The organism is Paenibacillus sp. V4I7 (assembly GCF_030817275.1).
Classification (GTDB): domain Bacteria; phylum Bacillota; class Bacilli; order Paenibacillales; family NBRC-103111; genus Paenibacillus_E.
Map to the genome: position 1 here is coordinate 3,965,895 of NZ_JAUSZD010000002.1, position 14,452 is coordinate 3,980,346.

Consider the following 14,452-nt stretch of genomic DNA (forward strand, 5'->3'; position numbering starts at 1 on the left):
TTCGATTAGAAAATAAGGGAGGGACATGCCCTCCCTGCTTTTATTGCTCTACCACCGCGATGTTATCAAGATTAATACCGAGTGAACTGGTACCATCATAGCTGACTTTCACCGTGTTGAGTCCTGCACCGAGGGAGACGTTGACCGCAGCCGTGCCCCACGTATCCCAGTTCGTTGTTTGCGGTAAGGCAAGGTCCGTCACTTTGGTGTTATTCACATAAATGGCTCTTGAGCCATTGCCTGCACCGGATGAATACCGAACCTTCATCGTATAGGTACCTGCGGCTTTGACAGAAACGTGGAAGGTGACATTGTCTCCCAGAGTCTCAAAGCCGTCTACAAACCCTGTACCTGTATAACCCGTATGGTTCGTGTTCGTAGTTACGCTGCTTTGCGTGCCGAATTCAGCTTCATATTCCACCTTGTTGACGCCATTTAGCACTACAGATTGAGCAGATGCACTTGAGCCAAGCTTGACGTAAGTGAATTTCTGTACTGTGTCGTAGAACCAGCCTGTGGATGCTCCGGTTAGAGCGGTTAATGTACTGTACTCTGTCATCGCAGAACCACCCACCGTTACAGAGGAAGGCTTAGTCGTATACACTTGCAATGTCTTCGTAGAATTAATCGCTGGAACAGTGACGGTTTCTTTATTCAACCCATATTGCTCTGTAGATGTAATGGTTTTCACCGAACCGCCAATATCATCATTCCAGTCATACGTTGTTGTCCCAAGTGGATAAATGCGGAATGTGAGATTGGTGTAGCTCGTCAAGCTGTTGCCAATGGTCCCACCCACCTGATATTGCGCATTCAAATTCAACGGAAGAATACTGCCGGACTTCACAAAAACCGGTAGATCATCTATGCCGGCATTGTAGCTGATTGTTCGACCGCCAGGACGCTGAGCACCGAACCAGAAATCGATCCAATCCCCCTGCGGAAGATAAATACTTTTGTTTGTTTCTCCCTGATTCATGACAGGAGCAACGAGTAAATTACCCCCGAACATATACTGCTGCGTCAAACCGTACGTGTTCGTGTCCGCCCCATATTCAAGCGCCATGGCTCGCATCATCGGAACACCGGTATCACTTGCTTTCTTTGCCTCGCTATAAATATAAGGAAGTAAATTCATGCGTGTATTCGTATATTTGGCAAAATGACTAATGATCGTATTATCGCCCGTACGCGCTTGTGCGTTCCATGGCGAACGTTCCTCATTAACACCGGAGCTGCCGTTAGACTCGGAATGAAACTGCATAACCGGTGCAAATGCGGCCATTTCGGTAGCACGTTTGTACAACTCAGCCGTCGGATAAGCGCCTGTGAAGCCTGCCAGATCCCAGCTCCAATAAGGAACGCCAGACATACTAGCCGTGAGCCCTGCATGCACAGCCTGCTGGAAGGCACCAAACGTCGACTCTTGGTCACCGGACCAGAAAATCTGATTCGCCTGTGCACCTTGTGTGCCAGAACGACTGAAGGAGACCGCATCGGCTTTCTTGGAGCGTGCGTACTCGTTATACGCCTTCACGTATTCATTTGGGTATTGATTGCGCATTTCATCGCCCTTCTTACCGTTCGAGAAGGTATTCGAGCGACCCCATACCATTTCACCGCCATCTGTTTTGAAGCCGTCAATACCTACACCATCAAACAGATAAGCGCGTTTAGACATCCACCAGTTTTTCGCCGTGGTATTTGTAAAATCAAGCAGCAAACTGTTCTCGAACCATTGTCCTGTTGGTATCCGGTACTGGCCTCCACTGCCGTTGCCCACGGCATAATTCTGAGCCGTCATATAGGCTTCGTCATTATCTTTCTGGGTATAAGGCGTCGAAGTCCATTTCTGAATAGGGACCTGCCAGAGCACCAGCTTCATCCCATTGCTATGTACATTGTCTGCCATAGCTTTTGGATTCGTCCATTTCCCTGTAGTCGGGAAAGTAAAATCGGTATAGGCATGCGCAGCGCTGCCCGTTTTAGGGGTATAGGTGGCATCATTGAAAATGTAAAACGTATTCTCATCACTCCACTGTTCAAGTACAACTGCCGTTGCCGGAATATTGTTGGTATTCGCGTTATTAATGGCTGTAGACACCTTGGATTGACGATCCCACTCGTTAGCTGACATCCATAACCCGAAAGCCCACTTCGGCAGAGCTGTTGGCTTACCGGTGATGTTCGTGTAGTTACTCACAACATTCTTCAAATCATTTCCGTAAATGAAATAATAATCCAGTGTCGAGGCAGCACTACCCCCCGTATCAGCCGTAAAGCTGAACATATCGGTGCGTTCGGTTGCCAATCGGAATTTAGAATAATACGTTGAATTTACGAAGATGCCATATCCGCTGCTGTTAAGCATAAAAGGAATTGCCATGTAGGTGCGGTCATTTTGATTCTTATACTGATTAAACACGTAGGTGTCCACATCATTTCCGCGTTTACGGAAGTTGTTGTAACGCTCGCCAAAGCCAAAAAACTCCTCTGAAGCCGGCGAATAAAAATGATCCTCTACCTTGTTGATGATGGTACTTCCATTGGTTAACCAGGCTAAGTTACGATTCGTAGTGCTGTCATATTGACGGGCAATCAACGTCGTTCCATCAGGCTTATACACACTAAGTTTAAAAGGATTCTTATCCACCTTCACCTTCAGCTTGGAGGTTGTAAGCCAAGTGGTTGATGCGGTATCGGATACCGTGTAATTACTAAGTCCACTGCTTAACGTTCCTGTTCCCGTTGGAGAAACCTGTACACGGAGTACATCATCCGCCGCAAAGGAAAGGTTGATCTTCGGTGTCAAAGTGCCTGTATTCGGCACTGCATTCAGCACAACACGGTTCGTATTATTCGTGATGGAGCTGACACTGCTAACGGATTCCCATCCAGTTACTGTAAAAGTAAAAGGTCCGCTAGTCTTCTCATTCGCACCATCTTTATTGCCACGAACGGTATAACTGATCACATCCCCTTTAGCAAAAGTGCCAAGGTTCGCTTCCCAGTAAGTGTTGTTGCCGCTGTTGTATTTGTACGCTGCTCCGACAGCAGCTTGATTAACACCATTTTTCGTCCAGGTCACCCAAGCCGTTTGTCCAGATTCAATGGGCCATGTTGTTATTTTGATATAAACAGTGTCACCAGCAACGGGATCCCTTGGGCTCCGTTCAGTTGCCTGAATCTCGTATAGATCATCGATTCCATATGGACCATGGTGCACACCATCAATGGCATAAATAGGGGGGACGGAGAGAAAAAAACAGAGTAAAAAAGAGAAAGTAAATCGGAATGGTGCTGGTAATTGCTTTACGTGCATAAACATTTCCCCTTCCGTACCGAAATTTGTTTTCTAAACACGAATGACTAAGAGGCTCCAAGAAACGTTATTCCTCGCCATGTATGTGCTTCTCCAAGCATCCCCCCTTTCATTTGTTAGGCGATCGCGAAATCCTAACCAATCGCGACCGCCGTTTGATTACAACAGATATTCCCTTTCTACAATCGTCTGTGCAAGCTGCAGCCATTTGTTTGAATCCGATTGCCAGTAGTGATGATCGCCTTCACAAACGTGCACATCGCATATTTTCGCCGTATAACGGCTCCACTCCGACAAATGATCAACAAGCGCATGTTCATCCTTCTTACCTGTAAACACACTGAACCTTGCACGAAGTGGCTCACGATTCACCTGAGCACGATATTCCTCCACTGGCTGGCAGCCCATCTCGAATGCATCCCCCTGCATGCCAGTCGTTACACCGCGAGGTCGAAGAAGATGCGGGGCACTGCAGCCAGAAAGAAATAAGTGCCGTGGCTCAGCAATGCCTTCCGCTTTCAAGCGATGACTGGCTTCAAAGGCAAGCAAGCTGCCCCAGCAGTGACCAATAAACACGTATTCTTCACCAGGCATCACCTGCTGCTTGACGTATTGGCAGGTCTCGTGCAGAGCTTGCTCCCACAGATCAGAGGCAACCTCGCGCATGGATAATCGGGCTTGACTCAGTTCAACACGTTGGAACCTAACACGAGCGGGTAATCCTCTGCTCCAAGTAAGGTACGACTTTGAGTGATCTCCACAGTGAGGGAACCCGAACAAAATCACTGCGCTATCACCAGACTTCCTGCCGATTCCGGGACAGTAATGAGCAGATTCTTTTGGCTAATCAAATAATGACCCGGGAGCAGTTGTTCCACATGATCGACTGGTGACAGTTCCGTTTCTGAAGACCAAACGTTGGATACTCCACTTGGTTGATGTAAAACGAAGGTTATTGGTTGATTAACGCTAAGACTACCTGACCAGTCTAGATGGATCTGACCACTGACTCTTTTTGCTGAAATGGTCACACGATTGCCTAGGTCATCCTCAAACTCTGCCTTCAGCTCGTTTACAACATAAACTCGGAAACACAAATGCTCATAGCCGTTTACTCGATTGCCCACATGATCGCCAAGTGAATAATTCTCAGCCAGATTGAGCGCAATGACACTATCCTGTTTCTGATAAACAGGGATAGCTTCTAAAGGTGCAGCAACTTTCAAAAGGCACGGACCTTGGATCTCTTCCTGATCGAACAATGATAACCATGACCCTTCCGGAAAATAAATTTCCTTAGCACCCTGCCCCTCCTCCGTAACGGGAGCGACAAGCAAGCTTTCTCCGAACATGTACTCACTAATCATTTCTGTGCAATGAGGATCAGTAGGGAATTGAAGGGACATTGCACGCATCATAGGCAGCCCCGTTCGGCTGGTACGAATCGCTTGATCATAAATGTAAGGCAATAAGTTCATCCGGATATCCGAGTACCTTTTGTATAAATCGATAACAAGCGGTTGATTTGTTCGTTCAGCAATGTTCCACGGCGTGCGGTCTTGATTGAACTCGCCTTTCGTTTCGGCATGATACTGCATCACCGGGCAAAAAGCGGCCATTTGGGTGGATCTTATAAACAGCTCCGCCGTCGGAATGTCACCATGAAAGCCGCCCAGATCCCAACCCCAGAAAGGGATGCCCGACATACTGCTGGATAACCCGGCAATCATCGAAGAGCGGAAGGCCTGGAAGGTCGAACGCTCGTCGCCCGCCCAATGCATCGGGTACCGCTGAGCTCCCGTGTAGCCCGCACGACTAAAGGTAATGCCTCCAGATTTGGCAAACTGCTGGATGAAATCGTAATAGCTGCCCACATATAAATTCGGATACAAATTGCGCATTTCGCGGCCTGTAGAGCCATCATAGAACTGCAGATCGTGACCGAAGACGAATTCGCCGCCATCTGTTTTAAAGCCATCTACGCCGATTTCATCTGCGAGGTATTGGCGCTTGTTAAACCACCACTTCACCGCTTCTGGGTTCGTAAAGTCAATAATATGACAATCCTTAAACCAGTTATAAGGCAATGTGTACGGCTCCCCACCCGCTGTTTTCACACAGTAACCTTGCTCTAGCAGTGTAATTTCATCCTGATCACGCTGACCGTGAGTAACGCCATACATATGTTTATGAATGGGAATTTGCCATAACAGCACCTTCAAGCCCTGCTCATGAAGCTCTTCGACCATCCCCTTCGGATTCGGCCAACGGCCCCATTCCGGGAACTGAAACTCATCATAGCGAAACGATTGATTACCCTCTTTGACATTGTACTGCGCATCATTAAAAATATAGAACGTCGCCTCGTCACTCCATTGCTCAATAACTAGCACGGTGGACGGGATCTGATACTTCGCCGTTAGCTCGGCCTGTTTCAAAACTTCTGCCTGAGAATCCCAGTTATTGCTGGACATCCATGGTCCAAACGACCATTTCGGGGGCAATACAGGTTTGCCCGACAGATGGGTGAACTGTCCGACCATCGTGAGCGGCTCCTCTGCAAATAAATAGGCAACCAGCTGTTGACTTGACGGAGATACGTCCGCTTCCACTTCAACAAGATCAGATAAGCGCGTATGAAAGCGGAAAGTCGAATAAAGCGCCGTATCCACGAAGATCGCATACCCGCCGGAGGATATGGCGAAGGGAACCGGCATGTAAGTCTTCAGGCCTTGATCCCGGTACTGATTGTACACGTATTGATCGACTTCATGACCCGAATATTCATAATGGGAAAAGCGTTCCCCCATGCCGAACCAGCGATGCTCCGGCCTCGTTTTCAAGTTCAAGCGAAGCTTATGCAGGCATCCCGAGCCATCGGTTAAAGCCTCGATAAGCGGCTTCCCTTCGGCGGCGAAGCCCTCCATCAGCACGCCCTCCGTGCTGCGCAGCGCGAGCGCAAGCTTGCCCCCGCGTACCTCGGCCTCCAGCCGTGCGCGTCCAACGGCCAACGCCGCCTGCTGCGCCGGCGCGCCCTGCAAGCGTTCGCCTTCTGCGGCGAACGTCAGCTTGATCGCGCCGCTCTCGTCGGCGCGGAAAGACAGCTGTGCGGTGCGGATGCCCTCCGCACCGTAAGCCAATTCGACGACGAAGCCACCCGTCGTCTCATACAGCGCATGGACGCGCTCCAGCGCCGTCCATGCCCGCACTTTAAAGCTGTAAGTCGCTGAACTCGGTGACTTACTTCCGCTCTGAAGCGCAAAAGCATAGCTGACCTCGTCACCTGCGAGGTAAGGGCCAAGCTGCGCTTCCCAGACCTTTTCCCCGCCGTCCGTCACTTTCATAACGGCGGTCACGGCTTCGGCCTCCGGAATGCCATTGACGACGGCCCGCACTGTTACTACCTGACTCGCCTGAAAAGGCTGAGTCAAGAGGCGTACAAGCACCGAATCCCCCGCTTCAGGATAACGGGGAAACCGCTCGTAAGGCAGGATGACGTAAGGGTCATCGTAACCCGTCGGTTGATGTAACAAAGCAACGCTCTCTAAGCTGTCACTACGGACTTCGCCTGAAACAACCGCTGCCTGTGCAAGCTCCAATAGTACGCCCCCCCATGTACTGACGGGTGGTTCCCCTGCATGTTCACGCCAATACGTAAGCAATAAAGGCTCCTTGGCTGTAGAAGTGTCTACCTCATACAGCTTCGCACCTTCCTTCTGAAGCGACTCCACATGAGCGAGCAGTTCTTTCGCCCGAACCGCGTCCCCTTTTTTAGCGTAGTACCACGCCAACAGGCAGGTAAGATCAGATCGCTCACAACCTCCATAGAAGGTGTCGCCAGTTTTAAATCTTACACCTTTACTAACAAGTGTTTCTTCCAGTTTATACAGCGCTTCGATCAGAATACGGTCTTCAATACCCAGCATACCAAAAGGAATTGCCGCTGTGATGATATCCCCATGAATAGCTGTATCGCCCAATTCGCTAACAACTCGGCCCTCTTTAATAAAGCTGGCAAAGACAAGTTCTCGGATCGCCTTCTGTAAACGTACACCCCGCTCGCCAGCTCCGTTCTGAATATTGGCTTGTATGGCAGCGAAGTACATGGCCAAATGACTCAAATAAATCCCTTCGTTTCCGCGCTGCAGCCAGTGAGGCTGCGGCTTCTGCCAATGGGCATCTAGAAGCAAAGTGCTTTCCTCAATTATCCCTTCTATATCCAACCTAAAATCCTGATCTTCCGTTACCTTCAGATATTCGCCGAAAGCCCATATCCGAAGCGCCACATCTGTCAGCGCCAACTGTCCCTTAAATTGATCACTGCTCATTAAACGCAGCACTGGCAATGCACGCTCCGCTTCACCTCGCTGGATAAGCGCATAGCTCAAAAAAGCAACATCTCTAAAAGTGGCAAGCTGCCCTGAGATCGTAATCTGACCTGTGTGTTCATCTAATAAGTAATTAACATTCTGATTTGAATCTAGTGTTTGCACCATAATCCTCCTACTCCATCCCATGTGTATGAATGAGAAAGGGGCCGTTGCCGCAACAATGCCCCTTCCCTGCCGACTCTATGTCCGCACTACGCTATTTAGTTACTAGCTTTTCAATCTTAGCTTGTGCTTCATTTAGTGCTTTTTCCGCTGTATAATCGGATTTCAATTTCGCTTTATCAAGCTCGTCGCCGATCGCTTTAGTCAAGTCGTTCCATTTGTCAGGAATTGGACCTACTGGCGTCAGTACGAGGGAATTCAACGCTTCAAGTACGATTTTCTTCGAAGCTGGTGGCGTTTGTTTGAAATAAGCTTCCATGACTTTTTCATCAGAAACAGCTGGCACACTCCAGCCCTTCTCAATCCGTTTGCTGACAACAGAAGGATCGGAGGACATGAATTTGATAAACTTCCAGGACGCTTCAGCATTTTTCGTTTTTTCAGAAACAACAAGGCCATCCGCAAAGAAATGATGTGCTTTCTTCGTATTACCAGGCTCCAGTGCAATGTCCCATTTGAACGGAGCATCCGCAAAGCGGCCAAAGTTCCAAATCCCGCCACGCAGCATAGCAAGCTTACCTGCTTTAAATGCGTTTAAGTCAGCATCTGGCTGGTTAAAGGTATCGTCATTGAGCGCTGGAGAAACTTTATACTTTTTCGCTTTATCCAGCATCCAGTTCAATGCTTCAATATTTTCTTTACTGTTTACAGTAGGTTTGCCATCTGCACTCCAGATACCTCCGCCGTTCTGAGCAATGGTTTTGTAAAACTCATAGAATTGAATTGGCGAGTAGGTTCCCCATACGCCGCTTTTGGCGTCGGTTAGCTTTTGAGCCGCTTCCAGCTCTTGCTTCCACGTCCAATCCGCCTTCGGATACTCAACTTGCTTTTTGTCAAACAAGTCCTTATTATAGAAAAGAACTACGTCTGAAAACGACTCTACGACTCCGTATTGCTTACCGTTATACTTGAAAGAGTCATAGGCAAGACCTTTGTAGATTTCCGGCTTGAACGTCGTGTCCTTCGCAATGATCGGCGTCAAGTCTTTTAGAGTATTTTTGGCTGCATAAGAGACGAAGTTTTCGTAACCGACCTCAAATACGTCAGGCGCATCCCCCGATGCGAGCTGTGTATTGAGCTTCGTGTAGTAGTTGTTGTAATCGACGATATCCACTTTGACCTTCACGTCAGGATTGGCCGACTCGAACGCTTTCACCATATCGCTGAGTGTTTGCTCTTGAGAACCACTAGCGGTATACTGCATGAACTTGAGTGTAACCGGTTCTTTCTTTGTCTCCGGTGTTGCCGCTGCTGTTGCAGCTGCCGTCGGCTCTTGTTTTGGCGTTGACGCAGTTTCTTTTTTCGTATCTGCTCCACACCCCGTAGCTGCAAGAGAAACAACCACACCTAACGCTACGACCCAACCTGTTTTTTTAGTAACCATCTTTAAACCCTCTCTTCTTATGGATTTTCTTCAGTTAACTCACCATTGTCATGTTCATATTCCTCACTTACGTCTCAAACGACTTCCATCACCCCTCTCATTATCCTTTAACGCCACTCATGGTCATTCCCTTAATAAAGTATTTCGATGCGAATAAAAACACAATGAAAATCGGGATAAAGCTGATCACATTCCCTGCCATCAAAATGTTCCACTCCGTCGCCCATCTGCCTTGCAGCTTGCTTAATCCAATAGGAAGTGTCATCAACTCCTTATCGCTCGTAATAATAAGCGGCCATAAAAAATTGTTCCACGAAGCCATAAAAGCAAAAATGGCTAGCGTTGCAAGAGCAGGTTTGCTAAGCGGAAGAATGATACTCACAAACACCCTCAAATAAGAAGCTCCGTCCATTCTCGCCGCCTCAATCAACGGATCAGGAATTGTCATGATGTGTTGTCGAAGAAGAAAAGTCCCGTAAGCACTGAAGATTCCTGGCAAAATGAGACCGAGATATGTATTCGTCAGGTGCAGTTTTTGAAATACGATAAAGAGTGGAGTCATCGTCACCTGCATGGGAATCATCATCGTGATCAAATAGAGAACGAATAAAGTTTCCCTGCCTCGGAACGGTATTTTAGCAAAAACAAATGCAGCCATCGCACACACGACAATCTGTGCTGCCGTCGTCACTATAGACACACCTACACTGTTGCCCAAAAAGCGATAGATCGGAAAGTATTTCGTAATCTCGACGTAGTTGCTGAATTTAAATGTATCGGGTATTAAATTCGGCGGCATTCTGACGACTTCTAAGTTATCCTTAAAGGAACCCGACAGCATCCAGACGAAAGGAAACATAAGAACGACAGCCGCCACAATCAAAATGAGATGTGAAAGCAGGTTCCGATACGGCATATATTTATCTGTCATAGGTAACCCACCTTTTCTGAAGCTGCTGCTGAACGATGGTGACGGCGAAAATAATAACGAATAAGATCCAAGACTGCGCAGAGGCAAAGCCCATTTTATAGCTTTGAAAAGCATTCCCATAAATTTGCTGCACTAGCGTGCTCGTTTGTCCAGCCGGACCGCCACCTGTCATCACTAGCACCTGATCAAAGAGTTGAAAGCCATTGATGAGGGATATGACAAGTACGAAAAAAATACTAGGCGTGAGAAGCGGTAGCGTTACACGGAAAAACTGCCCAAACCCACCTGCGCCATCAATCTTCGCTGCTTCGTAATAATCCTCCGAAATATCCTGCAGCCCCGCAAGAAGTATGACGGTCACATAGCCGATATCCTTCCATACACTTACTGCGATTATGGAGGGCATTGCCCATACAAAGTCCTGCAGCCATACAGGTCCTTGAATTCCAATTAGCGACAGCAGGTAGTTAACAAGTCCGCTCTGTCCATTCAGCAGCCAACGCCATACGATGGAAACAGCTACCCACGAGGTGATGACGGGTACAAAGATGAAAATGCGATAAAGCTTAATTCCTACTAGCTTCCTATTCAGTAAAACGGCGAACAATAAACCAAAAGCAAGAACAGATGGCAAGTAACCAAGTATGTACTGAAGAATGTTCATCAGTGATGTAAGCGTTTTCTCATCCTGCAAAGCTTCGGTGTAATTATCCACCCCAACGAACTTCGCCGGGGTTAACAAGTCCCAATTCGTAAAGGAGATGATAGCAGATGAAAGCATCGGGATGAGTTGAAACAGAAACAAACCCGCTAAACTTGGCAATAAAAATCCGATAATGACAACTGCTTTGGAAAATCTCTTTTGTCCGACCATGACGTTCTCCTTTTCCGGTTCCAGATACTAATTTATTACTTGGCTCTAACCGTTGCTCTCTCCACAATCGTTAGCGGCAGCATAATTTCATTCGCCTCTTGCTCCACGCCACCTTGAATCATGTTGATGAGATGTTCGGCCGCAATAGCGCCTTTTTCAGTTATATTTTGCCGGATTGTTGTGAGTGGCGGGATAAACATCTTCGACATCGTGATATCATCAAAGCCAATGACTGAGATGTCTTCCGGGACTTTTTTACCCATGTCCATCAAGCTCCGAATCGCTCCGAATGCAACCATGTCCCCCGTAGCAAATACAGCGGTGATCTCGGGAAACTTGTTTGCGATGAGCTGTCCTGCAGCAACACCATGCTCATAACTCATGGATTCTTCAAACACATAGTCCGGATTATAAAAGAAATTCGCTTCACGAATCGCACGTTTGTAGCCAAGGAAACGCTTCTCGACAACACCGTCTTTTCGAATCGCTCCGGTCACGAGTCCAATGTTGGAGTGACCCTTATCGATCAGATACTTCGTCGCCAAATATCCGCCGTATTCATCATCAATGCCGATTCGTTTGAAATAACTGTCGTTAATGTAACTGTCAATCAGAACAATCGGAATATTGATCTTCTTAAAGCCGTCATAAAACTGTTCCGGATAAATCCCCATCATGATGGCACCATCCAGATTACGCTGAATGGATAAATCCAGATAACTTTCCCCTTGGTTAACGCCAGATAACAAGAGGTGGTACCCATATTCGCGAAGCTTGCCTTCTATTCCACTTATCATTTCACTGTAGAAAGGGTTTTCAAGTATAAGCTGCTTGTGGGATTCTGTCTGTGGAATCACGATGCCAATCAACTTGGATTGATTTTTGACTAAACTTCTCGCTGAGAAATCAGGTATGTAGTTTAAGGTTTCAATAATCTTCTTAATGCGTTCAATCGTCTCATTGGAGACTTTATCCGTTCTGCCATTTAATGCATAGGACACTGCGGCTGCTGAAACACCTGCGACTTTTGCCACATCTTTAATTGTTGGTTTTTTCATTTCTCAACCCTCTTTAGTTACACGTTTAACTAGATTATAAGACACAGTTGTTGATAATACAATATGATAGCGCTATCTTTTTACCATTAAATTGATTTATCAGTTACGCGTTTAACTAAATTATTTTTAATGTCTATTTGAAATGGGCGAATTCGTTGCAACTTCATACAGCGCTGGTTGGATAATCAATAGTGAATGAACATCAAGTTGGAAGGAGCTAAATAAGACAAAAAGCTGCTCCAGCTCTGACAATAGATCAGATGTTGGAGCAGCTTTTTCGTAGGTTAAATTCTATTTGGTTGTAATTGTAACTGTTCTGCTTGTGCCATCCCAAGCAACTTTGCCGCCAAATGTTTCACCAACAAATCGAGCAGGCGCAAGTGTGTAACCGTTCACCAGCTGAGCTGGCTCATCTAACTGTACAGCTTGGCCGTTCACATACACTGTTTTCTGATCAAGAGTTAGGCGTAACGTTGTACTTCCTTTTTTGGCTGTAACTGTTCTAGTTGCTGCCTCATAATCCACCGTTGCACCCATCGCTTCGAAAATCGCACGCAGCGGCGTTAATGTAGATCCTTTTACAATGACAGGTGCTTGCTCAAATTTCTGTTCTTTCCCATCAATTTCAACAGATACTTGAGAAGATAAACCGAAGGTACGTAAAGCTATTTGTTTACCGGATTTATTATAAACCTTGATCTGAATGACGGAGCCCTCCGGAACATCCCCGGCCCGCAGCTCCAGACCATAAGGCAGATCTGTTTGAGACGCAATCACTCGTCCGTTTAAGATGTACTCTACTTTGCCAATGTAAACGTCAGGAATTTTAACAAAAGGAATTAACTTGGTTTGTTTCGTAAAAGCCTGATGATTCGCATCTAGGGGTACATAACCCCTACGATCAGTAGGTTTAGCTGCGTCTGTTACCTTGGATAGCAAATAAGGATTAGCAATTAACTTGCTGTAGTAATTTTGGATCTCAGATGAAGTGAAAAGTGAATAGTCATTCTTCGCGTTGTCCATCTTTTGATCGACATTAAAGTAAGTGATAGCCTTCAATCTTGGATACTTATAAGGCATTACTTCATATAAACGCTGCAAATTAAGCTTAGACCACTCTGTGAAATCTTCACCTGCCGAATGCGCGTAATGCGGGACTCCCGTTTCACTTAACATTAACGGTTTGCGGTCCGAATAGGTGTTGTAAAGCCTCGTTAACCTCTCAACATTACTCGTAGAAATCATGGAAGGTAGAGACGGATCCCCGTTTTCATAAGGCTCAATATATAAGCTAACCCCAACCCAGTCTACATAAGCATCTCCCGGATAATAAGGGTCAATATCATTCGCTGGTACATCACCAGGACTCCAAACCATCGCGACATTCGGAGCCTCTACTGCGAATACATCATGAAGCATACGGAATTTCGCAATATATTGGGCAGGGTTGCCATGCCATTTGACCCAAGCGCCATTCATCTCCCCCGCAAAACGCAAGAAGATCGGGATTCCTGCCGCCTTGGCATCTTGTGCCCATTTGCGCAAATAGGTGCCATCTGTAACCGGATCTAAGCCATCGTCAGGTTCCCACGCAATTTGTAAAGCGCCACCTGCATCTTTAGCTCTCTTCGCATACGTAGCAGGAAATCCTTGTCCCCAGTGGGCATAAGCCAAATAAATCGCGTGTTTTTTACCGTAAACAGCTTCCATCTTCGTAAAAATATTACCTACCTTTGGGTCCTGTTCAGAGTACATCCCAAGATAAGTACCATATGTAGGTTCAAACTTGGCCAATTGACTGTTCTTAGGCAAAGCTAATTGTTGAACCGCTGTCTCATTACGTTCCAGTCTATACAACTCAACCATTGTCCGAATTTGATCGGCACGCTGCAGCTTAACAGCCCCCCAATCCTTCCCTGCTTTCACCCAATATTCGTTTTCAGACTCGTAATAGCTAATTGCTTGATCGTAATCACCGATTGTATCGTAATAGGCGGCCAAGTTTCCATAAAATAAAGCTGCATTTTCCCATTCTCCAATGCTCGCATAGTGATTAGCCAGGAATTTCCAATGCGGCGCAGCCTCATCTTTATTCCCACTTGCACGAAGTGACTCTGCTTTCTGCCAGTGATCCCAAACGATGTCTGCTCGAGCCGGCGCTGGAGCACTTGCAAGGCTAGCAGCGATAATTCCTACAGCCAACGTCATAATTCCAATTCTCTTTTTAGTGATTTTCAAGTTAAAATGACTCCCTTCAACCCTGTTGTAAGTTTTTATGTCCATAACTAATACGTTTTGGATGGAATAAAGTAGCATTTTGTCGCAAAATA

The 14,452-nt window shown here is 46.7% G+C and carries 8 protein-coding genes; all 8 read right to left on the bottom strand.

Annotated features, from left to right (window positions below; all coding sequences use genetic code 11):
- Positions 1–40: 40 nt before the first annotated feature.
- On the bottom strand, positions 41–3,322 hold the full coding sequence (locus tag QFZ80_RS19555) for a TIM-barrel domain-containing protein (protein ID WP_307555024.1): 3,282 nt from the start codon (positions 3,320–3,322) through the stop codon (positions 41–43).
- A 159-nt stretch (positions 3,323–3,481) separates the two neighbouring features.
- A complete protein-coding gene (locus QFZ80_RS19560; RefSeq protein WP_307560583.1) occupies positions 3,482–4,108 on the bottom strand; it encodes a thioesterase II family protein in 627 nt (208 codons plus the stop codon).
- A complete protein-coding gene (locus QFZ80_RS19565) occupies positions 4,105–7,818 on the bottom strand; it encodes a glycoside hydrolase family 31 protein (RefSeq protein WP_307560585.1) in 3,714 nt (1,237 codons plus the stop codon). The genes QFZ80_RS19560 and QFZ80_RS19565 overlap by 4 nt, the downstream gene beginning before the upstream one ends.
- Positions 7,819–7,909: 91 nt before the next feature.
- The gene (locus tag QFZ80_RS19570) at positions 7,910–9,259 is read right to left on the bottom strand and encodes an ABC transporter substrate-binding protein (RefSeq protein ID WP_307555018.1); all 1,350 of its coding nucleotides are present in this window, start codon (positions 9,257–9,259) and stop codon (positions 7,910–7,912) included.
- A 100-nt stretch (positions 9,260–9,359) separates the two neighbouring features.
- A complete protein-coding gene (locus QFZ80_RS19575; protein WP_307555017.1) occupies positions 9,360–10,190 on the bottom strand; it encodes a carbohydrate ABC transporter permease in 831 nt (276 codons plus the stop codon).
- Positions 10,180–11,064, bottom strand: a complete 885-nt coding sequence (locus QFZ80_RS19580) for a carbohydrate ABC transporter permease (protein ID WP_307555015.1) — start codon at positions 11,062–11,064, stop codon at positions 10,180–10,182. Before QFZ80_RS19580 ends, QFZ80_RS19575 begins: the two co-directional genes overlap by 11 nt.
- A 35-nt stretch (positions 11,065–11,099) precedes the next feature.
- A complete protein-coding gene (locus QFZ80_RS19585) occupies positions 11,100–12,122 on the bottom strand; it encodes a LacI family DNA-binding transcriptional regulator (RefSeq protein ID WP_307560587.1) in 1,023 nt (340 codons plus the stop codon).
- Between the two features lie 291 nt (positions 12,123–12,413).
- Positions 12,414–14,360: a stalk domain-containing protein gene (locus QFZ80_RS19590; protein ID WP_307560588.1), complete on the bottom strand. Its 1,947-nt coding sequence runs from the start codon at positions 14,358–14,360 to the stop codon at positions 12,414–12,416.
- Positions 14,361–14,452: the final 92 nt, after the last annotated feature.